We start from the raw sequence: 25,219 nt of genomic DNA on the forward strand, positions 1-25,219 counted from the left end.
CCGGTCGCGGTGACCGGGCCCTTCTGCATCTGGAGCAGGCGGCACGAATTGCACGTACGTCTTCCCCCTGGAAGAGGGCTGTTCTGCTACTGAACTACGCCTGCGAGGCGTCGCCCACCGTAGCAACACGGGGGCGTCCAGGTCCAAAACCGACGCGCCCGACACCGACCGCCGTCTGCGGGGTCCACCGCACGGCCTCCGCCGGGCCCGCGAGACGGCCCGGATCCGTGGCACTGTCTGTCGATCAGGAGCGGTCCCGTACCCCATTGGTTGGGCAACTGTTGCCAACATCTGTCATTTCGCGGCCTTCTCGTGACCAATCTGTCACCGTCTGTGGGATGGTCATCGCCCCGGGCACCCCCGGGGTGGCCCACCGGACGCCGAGTCCTGTCCACCGGTGGGGCAGCCCCCTGCAACACGTACGGACAGGAGTGGGGGACCCACTTCCGGGCCGGTTCGCCGGTCCTCGGGGTGAAGCCGCATCTGCGGCCGGGCATCTTCCGCCCGAACCCGACAGCTCACCTCACAGGCGTGGGAAGGACTTCACCATGCCCATTTCTGCCCTCGCCCGACGGATCCCCTGGCAGTCCCTGACGGTCACGCCGCTGCTCGCAGCGGCCCTGGTCCTCGGGACGGGCGGCGCGCCGACGTCGTCGGTCACCGACTGGGGGGCGTCGCAGGCGGCCGCCGCAGGTGCCGAGGCCTCGGGCCCCGTCACCATCGACGCCGCACCCGTCGCCTACACCACCCCGGCCCAGCGCGCGGCCCGCGGTCGCTACGCGGTCAACATCGCCGCCGCCCAGCAGGGCGACCCCTACCGCTACGGCGCCGCCGGCCCGTCCGCCTTCGACTGCTCCGGACTCATCTACTACACCTACCGCACCCGTCTCGGCGTCGGCGTTCCCCGCACCGCCAACGCGCAGCGGCTCGCGGCCGTGGCCGTCAGCAAGTCGCGCATGCAGCCGGGCGACCTCATCTTCTTCATGTCGGGCGGCCGGGCCTACCACGTCGGCCTCTACGCCGGCAGCGGCAAGGTGTGGCACTCGCCGAAGCCGGGTCAGCGTGTCCAGCTCTCGAAGATCTGGACGACGAGCTGGGTCGCGGGCCGGATGGTCTGAGCAGCGCACGAGCGTACCCCCGGCACGCTGGGGGTACGCTGGTCCCACAGCGCGCCCCAGACCCCGGTGCCCACCGTCTTCGAGGCCTGGGGTCAGTCATGAACAACAGCCACGTGCCGGCGCCGGGGTCGACGCCCGTCGCCTCCCCGCCATCTTCGCCGGCGAGCTCGTTCACGCCGCTCGCGCGGCGCGTGGCCGAGATGGGGCTCATGCGCCGGCGGTACGGCTACTACTGGACTCGGCTCGCCACTGCGCCTTTGCTCGTCGCGGCCTGGGCGGTCGTCTTCGTCCGGGTCGGCGACAGCTGGTGGCAGCTGTGCTCCGCCGTCGTGCTCGCCGTGCTCATGACGCAGATCGCCTTCCTCGGCCACGACGCGGCACACCGCCAGATCTTCCGGTCCGGTCGGTGGAACGACTGGACCAGCCTGTTCGTGGCGAACCTGCTGGTCGGGATCAGCTACGGCTGGTGGCAGCGCAAGCACACGAGGCACCATGCCGGCCCGAACAAGGTGGGCACCGACCCGGACATCGAACCCGGGGTGCTCGCCTTCGTCCCGGTGGCGGCGTCGCGGCACGCCTGGCTGCGCTGGCTGCGCGCACACCAGGGGTGGTACTTCGTCCCCCTCCTGCTGCTCGAGGGCCTCTCGTTGCACTGGGAGGGCATCCGCCGGGTGACCTCCCGGGCCCCGGTCGACCGACGCTGGGTCGAGCTCACGCTGCTCTCGCTCCGGCTCGGCGGCCTGCTCGCCCTGGTCCTCGTCGTCCTGCCGCCGGCCAAGGCCGTGGCGTTCCTCGCCGTCCAGGTCGGGTTGTTCGGCCTCTACCTCGGCTCGGCCTTCGCCCCCAACCACATCGGCATGCCGCTCGTCTCGCCGACCCTCAAGCTCGACTTCCTGCGGCGCCAGGTCCTCATGAGCCGGAACATCCGCGGCGGCTGGCTGACGTCGGTCCTCATGGGCGGGCTCGACCGGCAGGTCGAGCACCACCTCTTCCCGTCCATGGCGCGTCCGCACCTCCGGCGTGCCCAGCCGTTCGTCATCGCCCACTGCGACGAGCTCGGGGTGCCCTACACGCAGGTCGGGTTCTGGACGGGGTACCGCGACGTCATCCGCCACCTCAACGTCGTCGGCCTCGAGGGCCGCGACGTCTTCCTGTGCCCGCTCGTCGCCCAGCGCCGCGCCCTGACCGACGTCCCGCGCGGGTGAGCCGGTGGTGCGTCGCGGGGAGCCGACCCGTCCGATCCGCCCACCCCGGACCCGGTGGCCTCACACCAGCTGCTGAGGACGGCGCTGGGCAGGGGCTTGCTCGACGACCAGCGTCAGGTGGCCCGGAGCGCGTGCGTCGACGACGCCGTGCGGCAGGGGTGGGCGGACCTGCAGTCGGACCGACACCCCGACCGGCATCCCGGCGGGCGCTCGCCGATGCGGTCACGAGGCCGCGGTAGGCGGGGTCGGTAGGCGGAGTCGGGCGCGCCCCCCGGTCGCCGACGGCGCCCGGCCGGGTCGGTGCCCGGCCGGTCGCCCGGTCACGTGGAGCGAGCGACGGGAATCGAACCCGCGTATCCAGCTTGGGAAGCTGGCGCTCTACCATTGAGCTACGCTCGCACGGGCCGCCGGAGGATGCCCGCGAGGGACCTGCACGGTGGCACGCGGCGTCAGTGTAGCCGACGCCCAGCCGACGCAATGACCGCGACCCCAGGGGCCGACACCTTCATGGACCACGCCAAGCAGACCGCCTTCGTCGAGCACGTCCGGGGCCGGGGTGGAGCGAGCGCCCAGGTCGCCGTCACGCTCGAGCAGTTCTTCGACGGGAACGACTGCGAGTGGTGCATCGCGCCGAACCGGCCCGAGGACGTGCCGCTCGAGGCGGTGCGCCGGGTGCTCTTCGACCTCCGCTCGCACCCGGAGGTGCACGACGTGCGCATCGAGCTCGACGTCCTCGAGTTCGACGCCTTCCCCGACGACGAGTGGCCGTATGCCAGTGGCGCGGCCGTCGTGACGACGCTCCTTCCCGAGGAGGTCGACAGCCTGACGATCGAGGCGGACACCCAGAGCAGCGGGGGCCCGGCGGCCGGGGCCGACTGGCTCGTCGACGCCCCGGGCGTGCCGACGGGGCACCACTACGTCGGGGTGTGGTGGGACTGATGCGCGCGGAGCAGCTGACCGACGCGCTCTGCTACCACGGCGAGGGACCGGTCTGGGCGGATGCGTGGGGCGGGCTCCGGTGGGTCGACATGCTCGCCGGTGACGTGCTGACGCTGCGGGCCGACGGCTCGGTGGACCGCCTGCACGTGGGCGACGTCGCGGCGTTCGTGCGACCGCGCACGGCCGGGGGCTGGGTCGTGGCCACCGAGCGCGGGCTCGCCCGCGCGGACGAGGCGGACGCGCCGCCGACACCGTGGTTCGACCTCTGGGACGACCCGTCGGTGCGGATGAACGAGGGCGGGGTCGACGGCGAGGGCCGCCTGTGGGCCGGCACGATGGGCTACGACCGCGTGCCCGGCAGCGCGCGGCTCTTCCGGGTGGATGCCGGCGGTGGCGTCACCACCCTGCTGCCGAGCGTGACGATCTCGAACGGCATCGATCTCTCGCCCGACGGCCGGCTCGCCTACTACGACGACACCCCGACCGGCCGCACCGACGTCTTCGACGTCGTCGACGGCGAGCTGGTCGACCGACGGCCGTTCGTCACGCACGACGTGGGCCACCCGGACGGGCTGACCGTCGACGCCGCCGGCAACGTGTGGGTCGCACTCAACGGGGCCGGGCGGGTGCGCTGCCACGCGCCCGACGGTGAGGTCGTCGACGAGGTCGAGCTGCCGGTGCGGCTCGTCACCGCGTGCACGCTCGGCGGCCCCGACGGCCGCGACCTGTTCGTCACGACCTCGCGCGAGGACCTCGACGACCCGGAGCCGGCGGCCGGCGCCCTCTTCCGCGCCCGCGTCGCCGTCCCCGGGATGCCGGTGCGCGCCTTCGCCGGCTGAGCCGAGCGACGAGTCCGACGAGGCCGACGAGGCCGACGAGGCCGACGAGGCCGACGAGGCCGACGAGGCCGACGGTGGTCCGGCGCCGACGGCGACGTCAGTCCGGGTGGATCGATCCCGAGGACGGCGAGTAGGCGAACCAGCCGGGCGAGCGGGACGCGCGCCCGGGACGCCCGAGGGCGCCGACGGGCACCCCGTCGTCAGGGCCCCCGGCGTCGTCCCCGTGGGCCTGCACGCCGAGCAGGCTCCGGGTCAGGCGCTGCGCGTCGGAGAGCAAGCCGTCAAGCGCCACGCCGAGGTGGTCGTCGCCCGGGGGCTCGTCGGCGAGCGCCGCCGCGAGCACGGCCCGGCGCACCAGCTCCTTGGCGAAGGACGCCGTCGTGCCCTCGGCACGGGCGGCGGCCGCGGACATCGCCTCGTCGCCGAAGAGGTGGCCGCCGTAGAGGCGGAGCAGCTCGAGCCGGCCGTCGGCATCCGGCAGCGGCACCTCCGCGGCGAGGTCGACCCGGCCGGGGCGCTGCGACAGGGCCACCTCGAGGTCCTCCACGCGGTTGGTCGTGAGGACGAAGGCGACGTCGGCGTCCGAGTCGAGGCCGTCGAGGGCGTCGAGCACCTCGAAGAGGAGCGGCGAGCTGCCCATCCCGATCGACCGGTCCTCCGCGACGAGGTCGCAGTCCTCGAGCACGACGATCGCCGGCTGGTGCGCGCGGGCCACCTTGGCGGCGGCGTGGATGTGCATGAGCGCGCCCCCGCTCAGCAGCACGGCGGTCGTGCCGGGCGTCGCCGACAGCAGGTGGCGCACCGTGTGGGTCTTGCCCGTTCCCGGGGGGCCGTAGAGCAGCACGCCGCGCTTGAGGTGCTGCCCGTGCGCGAGCAGGCGCTCGCGCTGCTCACCCATCCCGATGACGTGGTGGACGACCCGTTCGAGCACCCCCTCGGGCAGCACGACCGACTCGGCGGCGACCTGGGGCCGCTCGAGGAAGGTGAGCCCGGCCATGCCCCGGCCGTAGGGGTCGGCGCCGAAGGTCAGCACCTGGCCGCGCAGCACGCTGCGGGCGTCCATGAGCTCCTGGACCCGGCTGATCAGCGCGTCGGCGACCTCGCGGTCGACGGCCAGCACCTCGACCGCGCCGGTCTCGCGGCCGAACTGGGGGTTGGCGCCCTGCTGGCGCACCGCGACGGGGACGCCGTCGAGGTGGAAGAGGCGCAGGCCCGAGGTGACGACCTGCCGCCGGTCGTCGGGGCCCGGGCCGGTCGGCATCCGGTCGTAGTCGACCTGGCCCACGAGCGAGCCGAAACCGTGCCGCTCGTGCACGAGGTCGCCCAGCGTCATGTGGTGCCGGGAGTCACCGGCGATGCCGATGACCTCGGCGTCGGGGTCGACGGCGCTGACCTCCGCGAGGGCGATGTCGGCGTCGACGAGCCGGTGCAGGGGGACGGGGAACCCGACGACGGCGAGCTGGTGCGGCTCGGTGCCGAGGTGGCGGGTCAGGGCGTCGACGAGCAGCGGCCCGCCGTCGGGCGCGGGCATCTCGTCGATGAGCCGTCGCACGAGCGTCCGGAAGTCGGTGAGGAGACCGCTCGTCCCGTCCGCCCCGTCCGTCCCGTCAGCCCTGCCGTCGCTGCTGCCCGCCGTGCGGCCGTCCGTCGTCGGATCCATGGAGCGACGATAGGGCGGCGCGGCGACATCCGGCGGGCAAGCGGCCGAGGCTCTTCTCCGGCGCGCGTTATAGCCTCGTCCCGTGCTGCTCTCCGACAAGGACATCCGGGCCGAGATCGCCGCCGAGCGGGTCGTGCTCGAGCCGTGGGACCCCGCCATGGTCCAGCCGTCGAGCGTCGACGTCCGCCTCGACAAGTTCTTCCGGCTCTTCGACAACCACAAGTACCCCTACATCGACCCGGCCGCCGAGCAGCCCGACCTGACGCGACTCGTCGAGGTCGGCCCGCAGGAGGACGGCTTCGTGCTCCACCCCGGTGAGTTCGTCCTCGGCTCGACGCTCGAGGCGGTCACCCTCCCCGACGACCTCGCCGCCCGTGTCGAGGGCAAGAGCTCGCTCGGTCGGCTCGGGCTGCTCACCCACGCGACGGCCGGCTTCGTCGACCCCGGCTTCTCGGGGCACGTGACCCTCGAGCTGTCCAACGTCGCGACGCTGCCGATCATGCTCTACCCGGGCATGAAGATCGGCCAGCTCTGCTTCTTCCGCCTCAGCTCGCCGGCCGAGAACCCTTACGGCTCAGCGGCATACGGCTCGCACTACCAGGGGCAGCGGGGGCCGACGGCCAGTCGGTCGTTCGCGAACTTCCACCGCACCCCGGTGTGAGCGCGCTGCACACGGCACCGGAGGCCGACGTGGACCGGACTCCGGTCGCCTCCCTGGTGTGGGACGCCGAGCCGGCCGTGGCCGCCGCGGTCGTCCTCGTCCTGCACGGGGGCGCCGTCGAGGGCCACGAGCCGAACCGGCCGTGGTCGCACAACGTCGCCCGGCTCGTCCCCTTCGCCCGCGCGCTCAAGCGGGTGCCGGGCCCGCTGGCGGTCGCCCGGCTGCGCTTCCGGGTGCGGGGGTGGAACGGCGACGCGATGCCCGTCGAGGACGCCCGGTGGGCGCTGGGACAGGTGCGGGCGGCATACCCCGGCGTGCCCATCGCCCTCGTGGGGCACTCGATGGGCGGGCGCGTGGCGATGCACGTCGGTGACGAGGCCGACGTGCGGCTCGTCGTCGGCCTCGCGCCGTGGGTCGAGCCCGGCGACCCGCGGCCCGGTGCCGGCCGGCGCACGGTGCTCATCCACGGCGACCGGGACGTCATCTGCTCGCTCGCGCGCACCCGCGAGGCGGTCGAGGCCATGCAGCGCGACGGGCTCGACGCCTCCCTCGTGCGCGTCGCCCGCGCCGACCACGCGATGCTCGTGCGCGCCCGGCTGTGGACGGCGCTCGTCACGGAGGTGGTGGCGGCGACCTTCGCCCGCGAGCTCGGCGGCTCGGGCGAACCCCGTTCGGGACCCGTCGGGGCCGTGGTCGCGCAGGTCGTGCACGGCGGGGGCACCACGATCGACATCTGACCGTGAGGTCGGAGGCGTCTGCTGCGTCGGCCCGGGCGGGTACGTTGATGGGCATGATCCGCTTCGAGGGCGTGACCAAGCGCTACGGCGACCCGTCCGACTCCGACCCGGGGCAGGGATCCGTCGCCGTCGACGACCTCACGCTCGAGGCTCCGACCGGCCGCATCACGGTGCTCGTCGGCCCGTCCGGCTGCGGCAAGACGACCACCCTGCGCATGGTCAACCGGATGATCACCCCGACCTCGGGCACGATCTCCATCGACGGGCGCGACACCGCCTCCTTCGACGTGGCCGAGCTGCGCCGGGGCATCGGCTACGTCATCCAGCACGCCGGGCTCTTCCCGCACCGCACGGTGCTCGACAACGTCACGACGGTGCCCCGCCTGCTCGGCACCGACCGCCGCACCGCGCGCTCGCGCGCCATGGAGCTCATCGAGCGGGTCGGCCTCGACCCCGCCCTCGCGCGGCGCTACCCGGCCCAGCTCTCCGGCGGCCAGCAGCAGCGCGTGGGCGTCGCTCGCGCGCTCGCGGCCGACCCGCCGGTGATGCTCATGGACGAGCCGTTCTCGGCCGTCGACCCCGTCGTGCGCGAGCAGCTGCAGAACGAGTTCCTGCGCCTGCAGTCCGAGCTCGGCAAGACGATCCTCTTCGTCACCCACGACATCGACGAGGCGGTCAAGCTCGGCGACCAGGTGGCCGTGCTCCGTGTCGGCGGCGTGCTGGCCCAGCTCGACTCGCCGGCCAAGCTGCTCGCCGACCCCGTCGACGACTTCGTCGCCGGCTTCGTCGGGCGCGACCGCGGCTACCGGGCCCTGTCGTTCGCCGCGGCCCCCGAGCTGAGCCTCACCGACGAGCCGACGGTGCGCCTCGGCGCGACGGCCGCCGAGGTGCAGGCGCTCGGCAGCGTCTGGGTGCTCTGCGTCGGCGACGCGGACGAGCCCCTCGGGTGGGTGCGCGCGGCCGCCGTCGACCGCGAGGTGACCCGCGAGGTGCTCCACCGGGGCGGCACGGTGGCCGCCACGAACGGGTCGCTGCGCGAGCTGCTCGACGCGTCCCTCTCCTCGCCGAGCGGCCGGGGCGTCGTCGCGGACGCCGACGGCCGGCTCGTCGGCACGATCCGGGCCGCCGACGTCGTGCCCGTCATCGAGGCCCGGCGCGACCGGGCCCCGGCCGAGGGGGCGACCTCGCGGTGACCTGGGCCCTCGACCACCTCGGCGACATCCTCACGCGCGCCGGGCAGCACGCCTGGCTCGCGGGGCTGCCGCTCGTGCTCGGGCTCGTCCTGGCCGTGCCGCTCGGCTGGCTGGCGAGCCGCCAGCCGCGGCTGCGCACCGTGCTCCTGACGACGACGGGGCTGCTCTACACGATCCCCTCGCTCGCGCTGTTCATCCTGCTGCCGTCGCTGCTCGGCACGAACATCCTCGACTCCCGCAACGTCGTCATCGCGATGACGATCTACACCGTGGCGCTGCTGACCCGCACCGTCGCCGACGGGCTCTCCTCGGTCGACGGCTCGACCCGGCAGGCGGCCATCGCGATGGGCTACGGGCCGGTGGCCCGCTTCCGCAGCGTCGACCTCCCGCTCGCGGTGCCGGTCATCGCGGCCGGCCTGCGGGTCGCGGCGGTGAGCAACGTCAGCATCGTCAGCGTCGCCTCCCTCATCGGGATCTCGCAGCTCGGCTACTTCCTCACCGACGGCTACGCCCGCACCTTCCCGACGGAGGTCTGGGTGGGCATCATCGCCTGCCTGGTGCTCGCCCTCCTCTTCGACCTCGTCATCCAGCTCGCCTCGCGGCTGCTGACGCCCTGGACCCGGGCGGTGGCCGCATGACCTTCGACAAGATCTGGGGCTGGTTCAGCGACCCGGTCAACTGGCAGGGCGCCGACGGCGTGCCCACCCGCGTGCTCGAGCACCTGCGCTACACCGGGATCACGCTGGCGATCGCCCTCGTCATCGCGGTGCCGCTCGGCGCGTGGGTCGGGCACAGCGGCCGCATGCGGTGGCTCGTCACGGCGGCCAACGCGGCGCGCGCCGTGCCGTCGCTCGGTCTGCTCTTCGCCGTCTCGATGGTCGTCGGCCCACTGATCCAGAGCGACCTCGCCTTCGTCATCCCCAGCATCGCCGTGCTCGTGCTGCTCGCCGTGCCGCCGCTCCTCTCGGGCACGTATGCCGGCATCGAGAGCGTCGACCCGGCCGCCCGTGACGCGGCCCGGGGCATGGGCATGACGGGCTGGCAGGTGCTGACCCGGGTCGAGGCGCCGTGCGCGCTCCCGCTCTTCCTCAGCGGCCTGCGCAGCGCCGCGCTCCAGGTCATCGCGACGGCGACCATCGCCGCCTCGGTGAGCCTCGGCGGGCTCGGCCGCTACCTCATCGACGGGCTCGCCTCCCGCGACTACCTCCAGATGCTCTGCGGCTCGATCCTCGTCGCCGTCCTCGCCCTCGTGGCCGACGGCGCCCTCGCCCTGCTCGAGACCCGGGCCGTCTCGCCGGGAATCTCCGGGCGGGCCGCGGGCGTTGCCCGAGCACGCCACCACACGCCCCCCGGTTCGGACACCCGGTCCGACCCCGACCCCGACGGCGAGCACCACGACGACCCCGACCCGCGGCGTGCCGCGCTGGTCGGCTCCGGTGGCGCCGTCCCCGACGAGGCGCCCGCCTCGGCGGGCACCCCATCCGAAAGGGACCGAACATGACACGCACCCGCTTCCTGGCCGCGGGCCTGCTCCTCGCCGCCGTCGTCCCCCTCGCGGCCTGCGGGGGTGGCAGCGACCCGCTGGCCCCCGCCACCGGCGCCGGCGGCGGCTCGACGGGCGGGTCGACGGGCGGCTCCGCCGCCGGATCGGTCAAGATCGGCTCGGCCGACTTCCCCGAGTCGGCCCTGCTCGGCGAGATCTACGCCCAGGCCCTCGAGGCGAAGGGCTCGACGGTCGCGCGCCAGTTCAACATCGGCAGCCGCGAGACCTACCTCAAGGCGATCAGCGGCGGCGAGGTCGACGTGCTGCCCGAGTACACCGGCTCCCTGCTGACGTACTACGACAAGGCCTCCACCGTCACGCAGCCCGACGAGGTCTACGCCGCGCTCCAGAAGGCCGTGCCGCAGGGCCTGACGGTGCTCGACAAGTCGGTGGCCGAGGACAAGGACTCGATCGCCGTCACCAAGGAGACCGCGTCGCAGTGGTCGCTCAAGGCGATCCCGGACCTCGCCGCGCACCAGGGCGAGCTCACCCTCGGGGCGCCCCCGGAGTTCAAGACCCGCCAGCGCGGCCTCGTCGGCCTCAAGTCGGTCTACAACGTCGTGCCCTCGCAGTTCCGCCCGCTGCAGAGCCAGGCGACGGTCGAGGCCCTCAAGAACGGCCAGATCAAGGCCGCGAACATCTTCACGACCGACCCGTCGATCGCGGCCAACGGCTTCGTCGTGCTCGACGACCCGCAGAGCCTCTTCGGCTCCGACAACGTCGTGCCGCTCGTCCGGACCGACAAGGCCGACGCGCTCAAGGCGACGCTCAACGCAGTGTCGGCCAAGCTCGACACGCCCGCCCTGGCCGACATGGTCAAGCAGGTCGTCGTCGACAAGAAGGACGCGAGCGAGGTCGCCAAGACCTGGCTCGCGAGCAGCGGTCTGGCCTGACCCGCCGACTGCCCGCACGCAGCGGAGCCCCCGTCCCGAAGGGCGGGGGCTCCGTCGCGTCCGGGAATGCCGACGACCCGAGAACGGTTCTCATGGGTGTCGCGCATCGTGCGCGATCCCAGACCCGAGGAGCATGCATGGCCAAGCGCACCGACCTGCGACCCGTCGTCACCCTGCAGTCGACCGCCGGCACCGGTTTCCGCTACGTGACCACCAAGAACCGCCGCACCCAGCCCGACCGGCTCGTGCTGCGCAAGTTCGACCCGGTCGCCCGGGAGCACGTGGACTTCCGCGAGACCCGCTGACGCCACGGCGTCCCACCCGGCCCGCCACCCTGCACGTGCAGGGTGGCGGGCCGGTTCGCGTGGTCAGCCGATCAGGGTGAAGGCGTCGACGTCGACCTTCGGCCGCGTCGCGGTCGCGTCGACGACCACCTTGATCGTGTGGGTGCCCGGCGTGGGCCAGTAGTAGGAGACCACCACCGACCGCGCGAGCGTGCTCGCCGCGTAGAGGTCGACCGTGCTGCGCAGCGTGCCGTCGAGGTAGACCCGCGCCTGACCCCGGGTCGTGGCCCGCGTGCCGACCCAGGCCACCGAGCTCCCGGTGAAGGTGAACGACGCCGAGGCGTTGCGCGTGCCGGACACGTTGACGAAGCCGCCCGAGCCGGAGGCGTATGCCGCCCGCAGCCAGCCCGCGCTGTAGGTGACGAACGACGAGTTCTCCTGGAACACGGCGGCGCGGAACACCGGCGAGTAGCGGTAGGGGCTCCAGTTGCCGGCGCGGTCCCGAGCCGCCACGGCGATCCGGTACGTGCTGCCGGGCGTCAGCAGCCACTGCTTGCTCGTCGCCGTCGCGCTCGACAGCGTCTGCGGCGCCCACGCACCCCCGTTGGTGCTGACGTAGACCTTGTAGGCCGAGATGCCGCCGGCGTCGGTCGCCGACCACGCCCCGGTGACGTTGACGGTCGTGCCGAGCTGGCTGCCGAAGGACGCGTAGTAGCGGGGAGCGGCCACGGTGGGCGGCGTGGTGTCGGCCCCCGTGCCGAGGGCCGCGATGGCCGAGCGGAGGTTGGGCAGCGGACCGATGGAGCCCGACAGCCCCGCGGTCTGCGGGGTGCCCGTCGCCTGCAGGCGGGCGCGCACGTCCTGCGGGGTGAGCAGCAGGCCGCGCGACTTCGCGACGCTCGAGAGCGCGGCGGCCGCGCTCGCCACGATCGGCGAGGCGCTCGACGTGCCGGCGAAGGTGGCGGTGTACCAGGCGTTCGACCCGCCGTTGAAGAGGTCGCCGTAGCCGGTCGTCGTGACGCACTCGCCCCAGCCCTGCAGGTTCACCCGGCGGCCGTAGTTCGAGAAGTCGAGCCGGGTGCGGGCCCCGTGGCAGCCCGGGGCGCCACCGGCCCCGACGATGATCGCGCCGGAGTCGGCCTTGCCCTGGGGGAAGGTCGTGCCGTAGATCGACGAGTCGAGGTTCTGCCACCCGTTGCCGGCCGCCTCGACGACGACGATCCCCCGGGAGGTCGCGTTGCGCACCGCGTCGTAGACCGAGGGGATCCACTCGAGGGCGACGCAGCCGACCTGGTTGTCGTCGCAGCCGTTGGGCCCGCCGGTCTGCTGCTCGATGAGCATGACGTCGCCGGGGCGCAGCACGGACGTGGCGACGGCGATGGCGCTGGCCGGGGTGTAGCCGGCCGTGCTCGAGGCGTTGGTCACCTGCATCGTCGCGGCCGGCACGAGCCCGGTGACCCCGAAGGCGTTCGAGTCACCGACGATCTCGCCGACGACCGCGGTGCCGTGGTCCTTCGAGTGCAGCCCCATCGAGCCGGCGAACGGGTCGACGGCGGTGCCGTTGGCGTAGAACGCCGTGCGCAGCTTCGTCAGGTCCTCGTGCGTGCCGTTCCACGAGTACTCGATGTCGTGCACGCGCACGTTGACGCCGGTGCCCCCGGCGACGGTCCACGCGTAGTTGGCGTCGATGCCCGACAACGACGCCGGCGAGTGGTAGCCCTGCCGGGAGCGGTAGTCGGGGGTCACGGGCGGTCGTACGGGGAGGGGAGCGGCATACGCGATCTCGACGACGTCGAGGGCGTTGAGGGCGTCGATCGTGGCGGCGGCGTCGGTGCCGGGGCGCAGCGTGATGCGGTGCCAGAGGTTGAGGTCGGACTGGGCGCCCGTCGCAGCGCCGGCGCTCCGGGTGGCGGCGGCGTCGAGGTCGGCCGCGCTCGTGGCCATGAGCCGCCGGATCGTCGCGCCGCGCGGGACGAGGACGGCCTGCACCCTGGCGATGTCGGACGCGCTGGCCGCCGGGCCGCGCCGCTCCAGGCCAGCCGGGAGACGTGACGGCGCGAGGCCGACGAGGGCGCCGCCGAGCAGGCGCAGCCCCGAGCCCTCCCGGAACTTGACCTCGATCTCGGTGCGAGAGCTGCCGGGTGGGACGGTCGCGTGCGCCGGCTTGGGCGTCCGCGTCGTCCCGGTCGCGCCGGAGGGCGCCGGTGGCGCAGGCGGGGCCGGCTGGGCGGACGGTGCGGTGGCGACGGTGGCGACGGTGGCGACGGTGGCCACGTTGGACACGAGCGGCGGGGGACTGACGGCTCCCGGCGGTGACGCGAGGGACGGCGCTCCGCCCACCGTGAGGAGGGCGGTGACGGCCCCGGCGGTGAGGCCGGCGCGCGTGAGGCGGAGGCGGCGGGCGTGGGTGCGTTCCGGTGCTGACATGTGACCCCCATCGGCGAAGACCCTGCGTTCGCAGTATCGCGACCTCAGGAGGTCGGCGTACGACGAACGCGGATAGTTCGATCTCTCTGGGGCACAAAGCAACTCGCCCATGTCGTGGCGGCGGACGACATAGCGGCATATGCGATCGCAGCAAGGGCGCGCGTGCGCCGGGTCGCACCGGCCCCCGCGCGGCCGGTGGGCCTCAGGCCAGGGGCACCCGGGCGGGGCTCGCCTCGGTGGCGCGGGCGCGGTGGGCGTCCGCCCGCGTGCCGGTCGTCGGCTGCTCCACCGGTGCAGGGGTCAGCGAGTCGAACGTCGCCACGACGTCGATGCCGTCGCGCAGCAGGGCGACGAGCCGGTCCTCGGTGTCGTCGACGCAGGCCCGGGAGATGCCGTCGACGGCGAGGGCGACGATCTTGGCCGCGTGGGCGGGCCGGGTGGCCATCGCGTTGAAGCCGGTGCGGGCGAGGTGCACCCGCGCCCAGCGCTCGGCTGCCGGCGCCGTGGCGAGGGCGGCCCGCGAGGCGTCGGACAGCTGGCCGGGGGCGCGGCCGTCCTGCTCGACCAGCACTCCTTCGGCGTTGAGGATCGCGAGCGCCATGACGTTCTGGCGCTCCTCGGCACAGATGGGCAGTGCGGCTCGCGCGGCCGTGAGCACGAGGGCGGTGCCGACGCGGCGGTCGTCCGGGTTCAGCCCGACGACCTCGGGGATCATCGTCACGAGGCGCTGGCGCTGGGTGTCGTCGAGCAGGTCGTTGACGCAGCGGGCCATCGTCGCGAGCACGGGGTGCGTGCACGCGGGGTGGTCGCTCCAGCGCTCTCCGGCGAGGAAGGAGGCCATCTCCATGAAGCAGGCGCCCTTGCGTGCACTCCGGTGTCGGCCTCGCGACAGGACCGGCACGCCGTCGGGCACGAAGGGGGCTCGTCGTGACATCGTCGATCCTCGGACTTTCCCTCGGGAACCAGTGGGCGGGGTCCCTTCATGGTGCGCCTCATCGCCGCACTTGACCACCCCTTCGTCCAACCCCGTCCACCGCCGGTCCGTCCGTGTGCACAATCAGCACATGCCTGCTGACGCCGAGAGCACCGGGGTCCGTGCCCACGTGGCCGACTCGTGGCTGCGGTCGGCCGCGGCCGGGGTGCAGGTCGACGCCGTCGACGCCCCGATCACGCTGCCCCCGGACGCCCTGCGCGACCACCGCGAGGCGCACCCGCTGGCGCAGGTCTTCCCGCTGCTCGACGACGTGCTCGGCCAGGCGGCCCGCGACTGCGACGCGGTGATGGCGGTCTCGGACGCGGCCGGCCAGCTGCTCTGGGTCTGCGGCACCCCGAGCGTCCTGCGCCGCGCCGAGGCCATCGGCTTCGTCGAGGGCAGCAACTGGGACGAGCGGCTCGCGGGGACCAACGCGCCCGGCATGGCCCTGCGGCTCGACCGCTCGGTCAACGTCGTCGGCGCCGAGCACTTCCGGCGGTCGGTGCAGCGCTGGAGCTGCGCCGCGACGACGATCCACGACCCCTCCGACCACAGCGTGCTCGGGGTGCTCGACATCACCGGCGGCGACGACATCGTCGTGCCGCAGACGACGGCCATGGTGCGGGCGGCCGCCCGGATGGCCGAGTCGGAGCTGGCGCGCGAGCTGCTCGTGCGGAGTGGCTCGGGGCAGGCGCCCGCGCCGTCGGCACGGGGCCTGTCGGTGCTCATCGAGGCGCTCGGCCGCACCGATGCCCTGCTCACGGTCGACGACGGGCGCGGGCACCGCCGCACGGTCCGGCTCAGCCCGCGGCACAGCGAGATCCTGCTGCTCCTCGCCTCCGCCGCCCGGGGTCTCTCCGGAGACGAGCTCGCGGTGCTGCTCTACGAGGAGGACAGCAGCGCCTCGACCCTGCGCGTCGAGATGGGCCGACTGCGTGGGCTCCTCGGCGACGACCTGCTCGTCTCCCGGCCCTACCGTCTCGTGGCCGAGCTGGCCGGCGACTGGCTGGGGGTCGAGGCGCACCTCGCTGCCGGTGACGTGGCGAGCGCCATGCGGTCCTACCGCGGACCGCTCCTGCCGCGCTCGAGCGCGCCGGGGGTCGTGCGCCTGCGCGAGAGCGTCGAGGGCACGCTGCGGCGGGCCGTCCTGACGAGCGGGCGGGCCGACCTCATGTCCGCGTGGACGCGCTCCGCGTCCGGCACCGACGACTACGACATGTGGCAGGCGCAGGCCCGGCTGCTCGGCCCGGGCTCACCGCTCATGCCCCTGGTGCAGAACCAGCTGCAGCGCCTCGACCGAGAGCTCGGCGCCCCCTGACCCGCAACGGCTGACCCCTGAACCGTCGAGAGGCCATCTTGTGTGGGTCCTCGACCGTCGAGAGGCCAGGTTTCGTATGCCGCCCGGCGCCGTTCCCTCGCCCGTGACGCAACGTGGTTGCAACGTTGCCCTGCCTACGGTCTGGCCAACCCCCTCGGCAGAGGGGACCACCAAGGACGTTGGGAGAACGCCATGACCGTCTACGCCCCGCCCGGCTCGCCGGACTCGCTCGTCACCGTGCTCGACCGCTACGGCCACTTCATCGGCGGCAACTGGGTCGACCCGAAGAAGGGCCTGTGGTTCGAGAACGTGTCGCCGGTCAACGGCAAGCCGTTCTGCGAGGTCGCCCGCGGCACCGAGGAGGACATCGAGGCCGCGCTCGACGCCGCGCACGCCGCCGCACCCGCGTGGGGCCGCACGAGCCTCGGTGAGCGCTCGCTCGTGCTCAACCGGATCGCCGACCGCATCGAGGAGAACCTCGAGGCGCTCGCCGTGGCCGAGTCGTGGGAGAACGGCAAGGCCGTCCGCGAGACGCTCGCCGCCGACCTGCCGCTCGCCGTCGACCACTTCCGCTACTTCGCGGGGGTCCTTCGCGGACAGGAGGGCTCGAGCAGCGAGATCGACGAGAACACGGTGGCCTACCACTTCCACGAGCCGCTCGGCGTCGTCGGCCAGATCATCCCGTGGAACTTCCCCATCCTCATGGCCGTGTGGAAGCTCGCCCCGGCCCTCGCCGCCGGCAACTGCGTCGTGCTCAAGCCGGCCGAGCAGACGCCGTGGTCGATCCTCAAGGTCGTCGAGCTCGTCGGGGACCTCCTGCCGGCAGGGGTGCTCAACGTCGTCAACGGTTTCGGCGTCGAGGCCGGCAAACCGCTCGCGTCGTCGCCGCGCATCGCGAAGATCGCCTTCACCGGCGAGACGACGACCGGCCGCCTCATCATGCAGTACGCCTCGCAGAACATCATTCCCGTCACCCTGGAGCTGGGTGGCAAGAGCCCCAACGTCTTCTTCGACGACGTGGCGCAGGAGCGGGACGCCTTCTATGACAAGGCTCTCGAGGGCTTCACGATGTTCGCCCTCAACCAGGGTGAGGTCTGCACCTGCCCGTCACGCGCCCTCGTGCAGCGTTCGGTCTACGGCGACTTCGTGCCCGACGCCGTGGCCCGCGTCGAGAAGATCAAGCAGGGCAACCCGCTCGACACCGAGACGACGATGGGTGCCCAGGCGAGCAACGACCAGCTCGAGAAGATCCTCTCCTACCTCGACATCGGCCGGCAGGAGGGCGCGAAGGTGCTCACCGGCGGTGACCGCAACGTGCTCGACGGCGACCTGGCCGAGGGCTACTACGTCGCGCCGACGGTCTTCGAGGGAGACAACTCGATGCGCATCTTCCAGGAGGAGATCTTCGGCCCGGTCGTGTCGCTGACGAGCTTCGACGACGAGGCGTCCGCACTGTCGATCGCCAACGACACCCTCTACGGCCTCGGCGCCGGCGTCTGGACCCGCGACGGCTCCCGTGCCTACCGGATGGGCCGGGGCATCAACGCCGGTCGCGTCTGGACGAACTGCTACCACCAGTACCCGGCGCACGCGGCGTTCGGCGGCTACAAGCAGTCGGGCATCGGGCGCGAGAACCACAAGATGATGCTCGACCACTACCAGCAGACGAAGAACCTCCTCGTCTCCTACTCGCCCGACGCGCTCGGGTTCTTCTGACCGGGACGTGACCATGTCCCACGAGACGGGTCGGCCCGGTGAGCCCCCGGCTTCCCCCAGCCGGGTCGACCTGACCGGTGAGGCGGCGGACCTGCTCCGCCGCCTCACCGGCCTGCACGGGCCGCTGATGTTCCACCAGAGTGGTGGCTGCTGCGACGGCAGCTCGCCGATGTGCTTCCCGGCCGGCGACTTCCGCACGAGTGAGGCCGACGTGCAGCTCGCCGACCTCGTCGTCGACGGGCTGCCGGAGCCGGTGCCGTTCTGGATGTCGGTGGCGCAGCACGCGTACTGGAAGCACACGCACCTGACCGTCGACGTCGTGCGCGGCCGGGGGAGCGGCTTCTCGGTCGAGGCGCCCGAGGGCGTGCGCTTCCTCATCCGCTCCCGGCTCTTCTCCGACGAGGAGAGCGCGGCGGCGCTCGGTCTCGAGCCACCGCGCGTCGGCTGACGTGACCCAGGAGGTGTGCCGTCTGCGGCGTCAGGCCGGCGGGGCGACCGTCGCGCCGGCCTGGCCCGAGCGGGCCAGCGACTGCGCGACGAACCCCGTGGCCTTGAGCTCCTCGACGAGGTCGCGGAGAAAGGCGACGGTCTGCGGTGACCGTGAGCGGGTCGTGCCGACGGCCTGGCGGATCTGCATGAAGGCGCCGTCGAGCAGCCGCAGTCCGTCGTGGGCGGCGGCGAAGGCCGTGACCGGCTCGCGGATGCCGGCGCCGACCTCGAGACCCTGGGCGACGAAGACGTCGACGCCCTCGTCGCCGCGGACGAGGTCGGCGTGCTCGAGGGTGCGGGTCAGGTGCAGGTCGTAGGCCGACCCGGTCTTGACCCCGACGCGGACCCCCGCCGCGTCGACGTCCGCGACGGCGCGCAGCGGCGAGCCGTCCGGCACGACGTAGACGCCCTCGATGAGCACGTAGGGCTCGGTGAAGGCGACCTCCTCCTCGCGCGCCGGGTCGACCGCGAGGAAGCAGAGGTCGGCCGCTCCGGTCGCCATCGCGTCGTACGACCTGCGGGCGGCGTCGAAGCACAGCAGCTCGACCGGCCGGTCGAGGCGAGCCCCGATCTCGCGGGCGATGTCGACCGTCACACCCCGCGGATCCGACGGGTCGCCCTGCGCGAGAACGGGGTTGCCGAGGTTGATCGAGGCGCGGAGCACGCCGGTGGGGGCGAGGTCGGAGGCGACGGCGGCCGGGGCCGGGGTGAGGTCGGCGGTCATCGCCTCACCCTACGGCCCCGGCGCGCCCGTCAGGGGTAGTCGACGACCGTCACGGGTGTGCTCGGGTTGGCGATCGTCGAGGAGCCGCCGACGCCGTTGACGACGTGGCGGATGCCGCCCCGGCCGTTGGTCGGGTCGAGGAAGACGGTCAGCAGGTCGTGCAGGCGCACGCCCGGCGTCCGGGGAACCTCGAACGCGTTCTCGGCGAAGACGTCGACCCCCTGGTTGAAGAAGCTGTAGGAGCCCATGCCGGTGCCGGAGAAGTGCTTGACCCGCTTCGTCACGAGCAGGGCCGGGTAGCCGTCGTGGCCGGGCGCGGACCGCCAGGCCGCCTGGCTCGGCGGGTCGTAGGGCAGCTCGTTCTGGAAGAAGGTCACCTCGCCGTGCTCGCCGTTCCAGACGACCTCGGTCTTCTGGTAGTGCTCCACGAAGAGGCCGGTGGCCGTCACGTGGTCACCGTTGACGACGAGGCCGGTGTCGGCGGTGTTCAGCGTCCAGCCCACGCCGTTGCCGTGGTCGGCCCGCCAGGCCCAGATGTCGTCGAGCACGACGTGGTCGCTGTTGACGAGCAGGCTCACGGCCGCCTTGCCGAGGTAGGGGCCGCCGATGCGGAAGAAGACGTCCTGCAGGGCGGTCGGGTCGCTCGCCCGGCTCGACCGGTCGCGGTCGTGACCCTTGCCTCCGTGCCCCGACCCCACCTGCAGGAGCACCGTCGAGGAGACCGGGCCCGCGTCGAAGGTGATGCCCGCGACGTCGACCCCGGGCACGTCGGCGACGCGCATGGCGACCTGGCCGCGGGTCGGGGTCAGGCTGGCGAGCCCGAGGCCGAGCACCACCGTGCCGGCCCGGCGCACCTCGAGCGTCTGGTCCAGGTGGTAGACCCCGGGGGTCAGCAGCAGGTGCCGTCCGCGCGCCAGCTCACGGTTGATGGTGCGGGCCGAGTCGGAGGGCCGGGCGACGAAGACGTCGCGCAGCGGGACCGAGCGGCCGGGCGTCGGGCCGTCGGCCCACGTCGTGCCGCGACTCGCCGTCGCGGCGGCCGGCACGAAGACGCGGTAGGCGCCAGCGGCGTCCTGGTAGAGGTAGGGCTTCTCGCGGCTCACCGAGGTCTCGGCGACCGTGGTGTAGGGGCCGCCGCAGTCGGCTGCAGCCGGGAAGCACTCGGCCGGGGCGCCCTCGGTGCCGGCGAAGACCTGGTTCCAGACGCCGTTGCTCCACCCCGTGAGCTCGCTGTTGCGCGTGAAGAACTGCTGCTGCGAGCCGCTGATGACGGTGGCGTCGAAGCGGGAGTCGGCGATGAAGCCGCCGCTCGCGTAGGAGGGCCCGGTGCAGTAGTCCATGAGCGTCGTCTGGCCCTTGACGTGCACGCGGCGCAGCGGGGCGGCCTGCGAGACGGCCCAGAACTGGCCGGAGTAGCAACCGAAGTCGGGTGTCGTGACGTTGATCGTCAGGTTGCTCATCGAGCGCCAGAAGTTGTTGAGCGCGATGCAGCTGCCGTCGGCGCTGCACTGGTTGCGCACGTAGACCGAGCCGTTGACGGTGACGTCGCCCGGGCTCTGCCCGAGCCCGGCGACCTCGGTGTAGTAGCCGACCTGGAAGTTGAGCGGCTTCTCGGCCGACCCGTAGGTGCCGGGAGCGAAGAGCAGCGCATAGCGGTCACTGCCCATCTCGTTGCCCACCTGCCGGGCCGCGACGGCGTCGACCGTGGCCTGGATCTGGTCCTGCGGCATCGAGGGCGTGAAGACGTAGGTGTTCGGGCCGAGGTCCGGCATGCCGCCCTGGTGCCGGGCCGGGGCGGGCCGGGGAGCCGTCGTGGGTGCCGCCGCGGGCGCGGAGGCCCTCGTAGCGGGGGCGGTCGCAGCGGGGGCGGCCTCGGCGGGGGACGTGCGGGCGGGGGCCGTGCGGCCGGCGGTCGACAGGGCCGCTGCCGGGAGGGCCGCGACCGCCGTGGCCAGGGCCGTCGTCAGCGCCAGCAGGGCGAGGGGCCGGCCCGCCCGGACACGCCCGCGTTCACGATCTCGTCGATGAGTCATGAGCCGACCCTGCTGCCGCCGCGACATCCGCGTCAAGTGGTGGTGAGAGCGTTCTCACGCAGCGGCCCCGGACCGCGCGCGGCGTAACCGGGCGGGCCACCCGGCATACCTCCTCGGAGGCGGCGTGCCGGGTGGGCCCTCAGGCGGTGGGGGCGGGCTCGGGCTCGGGCGTGGCCGCCTCGGCCCGCGCGTCGCCGTCGTCGCCGCGGCGCACGGCCGCGAGGAGCATCTGCGCGACGTCGACGACCTCGACGGCGTCGGTGGCGTTGCCGTCCTGGATGGCGGCGTTGAGCCCGTCGGAGAGCATGACCTTGCAGAAGGGGCAGCCGACGGCGATGCGCTCGGCGCCCGTCGCGAGGGCCTCCTCGGTGCGGTTCGTGTTGATCCGCGTGCCGAGCTTCTCCTCCATCCACATGCGCGCGCCGCCGGCGCCGCAGCAGAACGACTTCTCCTTGCTGCGCTCCATCTCGGCGTACTCGACGCCGGGCAGGATCTGGAGCAGCTCGCGCGGCGGGGCGTAGACCTGGTTGTGCCGGCCGAGGTAGCAGGGGTCGTGGTAGGTGACCTTGGTGCCGGTCGAGGCGGCCCCGGTCAGGGTGCCGGCCGACGACGCGTCCCCGGGGCGGGCAACCGGCGTCAGGCGCTTCTCACGCACGAGGCGGTTGAGCAGCTGCGTGTGGTGCAGCACCTCGTACTGCCCGCCGAGCTGGGGGTACTCGTTCTTGATGGTGTTGAAGCAGTGCGCGCAGGTGACGACGATCTTCGTCGCGCCCACCTCGTTGAGGGTCTCGACGTTCTGCTGCGCGAGCATCTGGAAGAGGAACTCGTTGCCGGCGCGGCGGGCCGAGTCGCCGGTGCAGGCCTCGCCGTCGCCGAGCACGGCGAAGCTGACGCCGGCCGTGTGGAGCAGCTCGGCCACGGCGCGGGTGGTCTTCTTGGCGCGGTCCTCGTAGGCGCCGGCGCAGCCGACCCAGAAGAGGTAGTCGACCTCGTCGAGGCTCTCCACGTCCTGGCCGACCTGCTTGACCTCGAAGGGGAGGTCCTTGGCCCAGTCCATCCGCAGCCGCGGCGCGAGCCCCCACGGGTTGCTGTTCTTCTCGAGGTTCTTGAAGAGGCCGTTGAGCTCGGCGGGGAAGGCCGACTCGATGAGGTTCTTGTAGCGGCGCATGTCGACGATGGCGTCGACGTGCTCGATGTCGACGGGGCACTGCTCGACGCAGGCGCCGCACGTCGTGCACGACCAGAGCACGTCCTCGTCGATGACGGCGTCGGGGCCGTGCGGGTTGTAGGCCTGGAGCGGGTGGCGGATGTCGTAGCCGGTCTCGCCGACGAGCGACTCGGTGGCGACGGCGCCCTTCGTCGCGTCGCTGAAGCCCTCGGCCGACTCGATGCCGCCGGCGCGCATCTCCTCGGAGGCGAGCAGCCACGGCGACTTGGCGTGCGCGTGGTCGCGCAGCGTCATGACGAGCAGCTTGGGCGACAGGGGCTTGTCGGTGTTCCACGCCGGGCACTGGCTCTGGCAGCGGCCGCACTCGGTGCACGTCGTGAAGTCGAGCAGGCCCTTCCAGGTGAAGTCCTCGACCTTGCCGACGCCGAGCGCGGCGTCCTCGTCGAGCTCGTCGACGTTCTCGAAGTCGAGCGGCTTGCCGTCGACGCGGATCGGCTGCAGCTCGCCGAGGCTCGTGCGGCCGTCGGCGTGGCGCTTGAAGAAGATGTTGAAGAAGGCGAGGAAGCGGTGCCAGGCGACACCCATCGTCGGCTGCAGCGCGATGGTGATCATCCACGCGAAGGAGATGAGGATCTTGATCGCGGCGATGACGACGATGAGGTTCTCGACGGCGCCGACCGACAGGCCGGTGAAGAAGTTGCCGATCCAGCCGGTGAGCGGGAAGTGGAGCGCGGTGTCCATGCCGGTGCCGGTCTTGCGGGCGAGCGTCCACTCGAGCGCGCGGAGCAGGCCGATGCAGAGCGTGACGCCGAGGATCGTCAGCTCGACGTAGTAGGCCTGCCACCACGTCGACCCGAAGAAGCGGCTGCGTCGCCCGTCGTCGCCGGCGGCCGAGCGCGGGTGGTTCTTCTGCCGGATCGCCATGAGCACGACGATCGAGATGAAGCCGGCGAAGGCGAAGAAGTCGGTGACCCATTCGTAGAGGAAGAAGTGGCCGATGACCGGCAGCACGAACTCCGGCGAGAAGAGCTGGCCGAAGGCGTTGAGCAGCGTGAAGAAGAGGACGCCGAAGCTGACCATCGTGAACCAGTGCGCGATGGCGACGACCGGCAGGCGCGACATGCGCGTGTGGCCGAGGAACTCGCGCAGCAGGGTGCGCGTACGGGCGCCCTTGTCGTCACCGCGGTCCTCCGGCTGGCCCAGCCGGAACGTCGCGAGGAAGTGGTTGACCGTCCGGACGAGCAGGGCGACGGCGACGGCCGTCACGCCGAGGCAGACGACGGCGGCGACGATCTGGAGGGCACTCATGGCGGCGAGTCTACTGACGTGTGAGCAAGCGCTTAGTGATTGTGACGGCCGTCGCGACGTGACGCTCGTCCCGAACCGCCCGGATCATGGGCGCCGGTGGACGGGGATAACGAGATGTTGGAATATGCATAACGGTTCTCCGGTTGTCGCCGACAATCGGAACGTACGACCTGTCCACGACCCAGACGCCAGACACCACACGACGAGAGGGCCACCAGCCATGCCGATCCACGACGACGTCACGAAGCTCGTCGGCAACACGCCGCTCGTGCGCCTCAACAAGGTGACCGACGGAGCCGAGGCGACCGTCGCCGCCAAGCTCGAGTTCTACAACCCCGCCAACTCGGTCAAGGACCGCATCGGCGTCGCCATCGTCGACGCCGCCGAGGCGAGCGGCGAGCTGAAGGCGGGCGGCACGATCGTCGAGGCGACCTCGGGCAACACCGGCATCGCGCTCGCCATGGTCGGCGCCGCGCGCGGCTACAAGGTCGTGCTGACGATGCCCGAGTCGATGAGCAAGGAGCGCCGCGCGCTGCTGCGCGCGTTCGGCGCCGAGCTCGTGCTCACCGACCCGTCGACCGGCATGAAGGGCGCCGTGGCCAAGGCCGACGAGATCGTCGCCGAGCGCGGCGGCGTGCTGGCCCGCCAGTTCGCCAACGAGGCGAACCCGGAGATCCACCGCCGCACGACGGCCGAGGAGATCTGGAAGGACACCGACGGCGAGGTCGACATCGTGGTGGCCGGCATCGGCACCGGCGGCACCATCACGGGCGTCGGCCAGGCGCTGAAGGCCCGCAAGCCGAGCGTGCAGATCATCGCGGTCGAGCCGGAGGAGTCGCCCATCCTCAACGGCGGCCAGCCCGGCCCGCACAAGATCCAGGGCATCGGCGCCAACTTCGTCCCCGAGATCCTCGACACGGAGGTCTACGACGAGGTCATCGACGTCAACGCCGAGACCTCGGTGGCGTGGGCGCGCCGCGCCGCGACGGAGGAGGGCCTCCTCGTCGGCATCAGCTCGGGCGCCGCCATCGCCGCGGCCGTCCAGGTCGCCCAGCGCGAGGAGAACAAGGGCAAGACGATCGTCGTCATCATCCCCTCCTTCGGCGAGCGCTACCTGTCCACCATCCTCTTCGAAGGGCTCGTCGACTGACGTCGGCCCGCTGGGAGACCGCCCATGAGCACCGCCCGACCCCTGGGGCGCGACGTCGGCCACGCCGAGCCCCCGCTGACGCTCGTGCGTGACGAGCGACCCACCGAGGTGCCCGGTGCGCCACCCGTCGCCGAGACGCTCCCGGCCGCGCCGGGCGCCCAGGAGCCGCCGACGAGGTATGCCGGACCGCTCGGTGTCGTGCGCAAGGTGGCCGACCGCGTCCGCGAGGACGTCGACGGCGCCATGGAGCGCGACCCCGCGGCGGGCTCCCGCCTCGAGATCGTGCTGACCTCTCCGGGCCTGCACGCCATCTGGGCGCACCGCGGCATCCACGAGCTGTGGAAGCGGCCCGGTGGGCGACTGCCGGCGCGGGTGCTCGCCACGGCGGCCCGCGCCGTGACCGGCGTCGAGATCCACCCCGCCGCGCGGCTCGGCCGACGCTTCTTCATCGACCACGGGATGGGCGTCGTCATCGGCGAGACCGCCGAGGTCGGTGACGACGTGATGCTCTACCACGGGGTCACGCTCGGTGGGCGCTCGCTCGCGCACGTCAAGCGCCACCCGACGGTCGGCAACCGCGTCACGATCGGCGCCGGTGCCCGGGTGCTCGGGCCGGTGCTCGTCGGCGACGACGTGCAGATCGGTGCGAACTCCGTCGTCGTCAAGGACGTGCCGGCGGGGGCGGTCGCGACCGGCATCCCTGCCGTCGTGCGCTTCCCCAAGCGCGACCCCGCCAACCACTGGGTCGACCCCGCCATCTACATCTGAGCTCGCCCTCCCAGGGACCGGCCGTGATCCGGTCGGGTAGACGGCGTGCCCGGAACGCGACGTCAGGACTCTC

General features: G+C 72.8%; 22 protein-coding genes, 2 tRNA genes and 1 riboswitch. Of the genes, 16 read left to right on the plus strand and 8 right to left on the minus strand.

Annotated elements, in window-relative coordinates:
- Nucleotides 1–30: 30 nt before the first annotated feature.
- Nucleotides 31–104: transfer RNA gene (locus tag ABD979_RS13410), tRNA-Gly, on the minus strand.
- A gap of 294 nt (nt 105–398) precedes the next feature.
- Nucleotides 399–544: riboswitch (cyclic di-AMP (ydaO/yuaA leader) on the plus strand.
- Nucleotides 545–548: 4 nt separating this feature from the next.
- Between ABD979_RS13410 and ABD979_RS13415 the strand changes: the two genes are divergently transcribed.
- Nucleotides 549–1,118, plus strand: a complete 570-nt coding sequence (locus ABD979_RS13415; protein ID WP_345507993.1) for a C40 family peptidase — start codon at nt 549–551, stop codon at nt 1,116–1,118.
- A gap of 98 nt (nt 1,119–1,216) precedes the next feature.
- Entirely contained in the window at nt 1,217–2,323 is a 1,107-nt protein-coding gene (locus ABD979_RS13420) for a fatty acid desaturase family protein (protein ID WP_345507994.1), read from the plus strand.
- Between the two features lie 325 nt (nt 2,324–2,648).
- Here ABD979_RS13420 and ABD979_RS13425 read toward each other — a convergent pair.
- Nucleotides 2,649–2,722: transfer RNA gene (locus ABD979_RS13425), tRNA-Gly, on the minus strand.
- 78 nt (nt 2,723–2,800) lie between these two features.
- Between ABD979_RS13425 and ABD979_RS13430 the strand changes: the two genes are divergently transcribed.
- Nucleotides 2,801–3,262, plus strand: coding sequence for a hypothetical protein (locus ABD979_RS13430; protein ID WP_345507995.1), 462 nt, complete (start codon nt 2,801–2,803; stop codon nt 3,260–3,262).
- On the plus strand, nt 3,262–4,101 hold the full coding sequence (locus ABD979_RS13435; RefSeq protein ID WP_345507996.1) for an SMP-30/gluconolactonase/LRE family protein: 840 nt from the start codon (nt 3,262–3,264) through the stop codon (nt 4,099–4,101). Before ABD979_RS13430 ends, ABD979_RS13435 begins: the two co-directional genes overlap by 1 nt.
- Before the next feature lie 97 nt (nt 4,102–4,198).
- Here ABD979_RS13435 and ABD979_RS13440 read toward each other — a convergent pair whose 3' ends face one another.
- Entirely contained in the window at nt 4,199–5,761 is a 1,563-nt protein-coding gene (locus ABD979_RS13440; RefSeq protein ID WP_345507997.1) for an AAA family ATPase, read from the minus strand.
- Between the two features lie 82 nt (nt 5,762–5,843).
- On the opposite strand from ABD979_RS13440, the gene dcd reads away from it, so the two are divergent.
- The 7 genes from dcd (at nt 5,844) to rpmG (ending at nt 11,093) form a co-directional block, all read left to right on the plus strand.
- Complete coding sequence (dcd, locus tag ABD979_RS13445) at nt 5,844–6,422, plus strand: dCTP deaminase (RefSeq protein ID WP_345507998.1); 579 nt, start codon at nt 5,844–5,846, stop codon at nt 6,420–6,422.
- A gap of 29 nt (nt 6,423–6,451) precedes the next feature.
- Nucleotides 6,452–7,159: a serine aminopeptidase domain-containing protein gene (locus ABD979_RS13450; RefSeq protein ID WP_345507999.1), complete on the plus strand. Its 708-nt coding sequence runs from the start codon at nt 6,452–6,454 to the stop codon at nt 7,157–7,159.
- Nucleotides 7,160–7,212: 53 nt separating this feature from the next.
- Nucleotides 7,213–8,352 carry an ABC transporter ATP-binding protein gene (locus ABD979_RS13455; RefSeq protein ID WP_345508000.1) on the plus strand — a complete coding sequence of 380 codons (1,140 nt, stop codon included), beginning with the start codon at nt 7,213–7,215 and terminating at the stop codon, nt 8,350–8,352.
- Nucleotides 8,349–8,990: an ABC transporter permease gene (locus tag ABD979_RS13460; RefSeq protein ID WP_345508001.1), complete on the plus strand. Its 642-nt coding sequence runs from the start codon at nt 8,349–8,351 to the stop codon at nt 8,988–8,990. The genes ABD979_RS13455 and ABD979_RS13460 overlap by 4 nt, the downstream gene beginning before the upstream one ends.
- Nucleotides 8,987–9,853, plus strand: coding sequence for an ABC transporter permease (locus ABD979_RS13465; protein WP_345508002.1), 867 nt, complete (start codon nt 8,987–8,989; stop codon nt 9,851–9,853). Before ABD979_RS13460 ends, ABD979_RS13465 begins: the two co-directional genes overlap by 4 nt.
- The gene (locus ABD979_RS13470; protein ID WP_345508003.1) at nt 9,850–10,788 is read left to right on the plus strand and encodes an ABC transporter substrate-binding protein; all 939 of its coding nucleotides are present in this window, start codon (nt 9,850–9,852) and stop codon (nt 10,786–10,788) included. The genes ABD979_RS13465 and ABD979_RS13470 overlap by 4 nt, the downstream gene beginning before the upstream one ends.
- Nucleotides 10,789–10,925: 137 nt before the next feature.
- Nucleotides 10,926–11,093, plus strand: coding sequence for a 50S ribosomal protein L33 (gene rpmG, locus ABD979_RS13475; RefSeq protein WP_345508004.1), 168 nt, complete (start codon nt 10,926–10,928; stop codon nt 11,091–11,093).
- 63 nt (nt 11,094–11,156) lie between these two features.
- On the opposite strand, the gene ABD979_RS13480 is transcribed toward rpmG, so the two are convergent.
- Entirely contained in the window at nt 11,157–13,499 is a 2,343-nt protein-coding gene (locus tag ABD979_RS13480) for a S8 family serine peptidase (RefSeq protein WP_345508005.1), read from the minus strand.
- A 202-nt stretch (nt 13,500–13,701) separates the two neighbouring features.
- Nucleotides 13,702–14,433: a hypothetical protein gene (locus ABD979_RS13485; protein ID WP_345508006.1), complete on the minus strand. Its 732-nt coding sequence runs from the start codon at nt 14,431–14,433 to the stop codon at nt 13,702–13,704.
- Nucleotides 14,434–14,563: 130 nt separating this feature from the next.
- On the opposite strand from ABD979_RS13485, the gene ABD979_RS13490 reads away from it, so the two are divergent.
- The 3 genes from ABD979_RS13490 (at nt 14,564) to ABD979_RS13500 (ending at nt 17,954) form a co-directional block, all read left to right on the plus strand.
- Entirely contained in the window at nt 14,564–15,790 is a 1,227-nt protein-coding gene (locus tag ABD979_RS13490; protein ID WP_345508007.1) for a GAF domain-containing protein, read from the plus strand.
- 192 nt (nt 15,791–15,982) lie between these two features.
- Nucleotides 15,983–17,506 (plus strand): acetaldehyde dehydrogenase ExaC, encoded by a 1,524-nt coding sequence (gene exaC / locus ABD979_RS13495; RefSeq protein ID WP_345508008.1) that lies wholly within the window; start codon nt 15,983–15,985, stop codon nt 17,504–17,506.
- Nucleotides 17,507–17,519: 13 nt separating this feature from the next.
- Nucleotides 17,520–17,954 (plus strand): DUF779 domain-containing protein, encoded by a 435-nt coding sequence (locus tag ABD979_RS13500; protein ID WP_345508009.1) that lies wholly within the window; start codon nt 17,520–17,522, stop codon nt 17,952–17,954.
- A 30-nt stretch (nt 17,955–17,984) separates the two neighbouring features.
- On the opposite strand, the gene ABD979_RS13505 is transcribed toward ABD979_RS13500, so the two are convergent.
- The 3 genes from ABD979_RS13505 to ABD979_RS13515 form a co-directional block, all read right to left on the minus strand.
- Nucleotides 17,985–18,719 (minus strand): transporter substrate-binding domain-containing protein, encoded by a 735-nt coding sequence (locus tag ABD979_RS13505; RefSeq protein WP_345508010.1) that lies wholly within the window; start codon nt 18,717–18,719, stop codon nt 17,985–17,987.
- A gap of 29 nt (nt 18,720–18,748) precedes the next feature.
- Nucleotides 18,749–20,752, minus strand: coding sequence for a glycosyl hydrolase family 28-related protein (locus tag ABD979_RS13510; protein WP_345508011.1), 2,004 nt, complete (start codon nt 20,750–20,752; stop codon nt 18,749–18,751).
- A 139-nt stretch (nt 20,753–20,891) separates the two neighbouring features.
- Nucleotides 20,892–23,228 carry a heterodisulfide reductase-related iron-sulfur binding cluster gene (locus ABD979_RS13515; RefSeq protein WP_345508012.1) on the minus strand — a complete coding sequence of 779 codons (2,337 nt, stop codon included), beginning with the start codon at nt 23,226–23,228 and terminating at the stop codon, nt 20,892–20,894.
- A 220-nt stretch (nt 23,229–23,448) separates the two neighbouring features.
- Between ABD979_RS13515 and cysK the strand changes: the two genes are divergently transcribed.
- Both cysK and epsC read left to right on the plus strand, forming a co-directional pair.
- Nucleotides 23,449–24,378 (plus strand): cysteine synthase A, encoded by a 930-nt coding sequence (gene cysK / locus ABD979_RS13520; RefSeq protein ID WP_345508013.1) that lies wholly within the window; start codon nt 23,449–23,451, stop codon nt 24,376–24,378.
- A gap of 75 nt (nt 24,379–24,453) precedes the next feature.
- Nucleotides 24,454–25,146: a serine O-acetyltransferase EpsC gene (epsC, locus tag ABD979_RS13525; RefSeq protein ID WP_425583976.1), complete on the plus strand. Its 693-nt coding sequence runs from the start codon at nt 24,454–24,456 to the stop codon at nt 25,144–25,146.
- Nucleotides 25,147–25,219: the final 73 nt, after the last annotated feature.

The sequence above is a fragment of the Terrabacter aeriphilus genome (assembly GCF_039542985.1).
GTDB lineage: Bacteria > Actinomycetota > Actinomycetes > Actinomycetales > Dermatophilaceae > Terrabacter > Terrabacter aeriphilus.

Excerpts from the sequence above, each read along its gene's own strand:
- ABD979_RS13470 (WP_345508003.1), top strand. The coding sequence starts at position 9,850 with ATGACACGCACCCGCTTCCTGGCCGCGGGCCTGCTCCTCGCCGCCGTC.
- ABD979_RS13510 (WP_345508011.1), bottom strand. The coding sequence starts at position 20,752 with ATGACTCATCGACGAGATCGTGAACGCGGGCGTGTCCGGGCGGGCCGG.
- ABD979_RS13480 (WP_345508005.1), bottom strand. The coding sequence starts at position 13,499 with ATGTCAGCACCGGAACGCACCCACGCCCGCCGCCTCCGCCTCACGCGC.
- ABD979_RS13455 (WP_345508000.1), top strand. The coding sequence starts at position 7,213 with ATGATCCGCTTCGAGGGCGTGACCAAGCGCTACGGCGACCCGTCCGAC.
- ABD979_RS13490 (WP_345508007.1), top strand. The coding sequence starts at position 14,564 with ATGCCTGCTGACGCCGAGAGCACCGGGGTCCGTGCCCACGTGGCCGAC.
- ABD979_RS13440 (WP_345507997.1), bottom strand. The coding sequence starts at position 5,761 with ATGGATCCGACGACGGACGGCCGCACGGCGGGCAGCAGCGACGGCAGG.
- cysK (WP_345508013.1), top strand. The coding sequence starts at position 23,449 with ATGCCGATCCACGACGACGTCACGAAGCTCGTCGGCAACACGCCGCTC.
- rpmG (WP_345508004.1), top strand. The coding sequence starts at position 10,926 with ATGGCCAAGCGCACCGACCTGCGACCCGTCGTCACCCTGCAGTCGACC.
- ABD979_RS13435 (WP_345507996.1), top strand. The coding sequence starts at position 3,262 with ATGCGCGCGGAGCAGCTGACCGACGCGCTCTGCTACCACGGCGAGGGA.
- ABD979_RS13500 (WP_345508009.1), top strand. The coding sequence starts at position 17,520 with ATGTCCCACGAGACGGGTCGGCCCGGTGAGCCCCCGGCTTCCCCCAGC.
- ABD979_RS13430 (WP_345507995.1), top strand. The coding sequence starts at position 2,801 with ATGACCGCGACCCCAGGGGCCGACACCTTCATGGACCACGCCAAGCAG.
- ABD979_RS13415 (WP_345507993.1), top strand. The coding sequence starts at position 549 with ATGCCCATTTCTGCCCTCGCCCGACGGATCCCCTGGCAGTCCCTGACG.
- ABD979_RS13465 (WP_345508002.1), top strand. The coding sequence starts at position 8,987 with ATGACCTTCGACAAGATCTGGGGCTGGTTCAGCGACCCGGTCAACTGG.
- ABD979_RS13420 (WP_345507994.1), top strand. The coding sequence starts at position 1,217 with ATGAACAACAGCCACGTGCCGGCGCCGGGGTCGACGCCCGTCGCCTCC.
- ABD979_RS13505 (WP_345508010.1), bottom strand. The coding sequence starts at position 18,719 with ATGACCGCCGACCTCACCCCGGCCCCGGCCGCCGTCGCCTCCGACCTC.
- exaC (WP_345508008.1), top strand. The coding sequence starts at position 15,983 with ATGACCGTCTACGCCCCGCCCGGCTCGCCGGACTCGCTCGTCACCGTG.
- ABD979_RS13515 (WP_345508012.1), bottom strand. The coding sequence starts at position 23,228 with ATGAGTGCCCTCCAGATCGTCGCCGCCGTCGTCTGCCTCGGCGTGACG.
- ABD979_RS13485 (WP_345508006.1), bottom strand. The coding sequence starts at position 14,433 with ATGTCACGACGAGCCCCCTTCGTGCCCGACGGCGTGCCGGTCCTGTCG.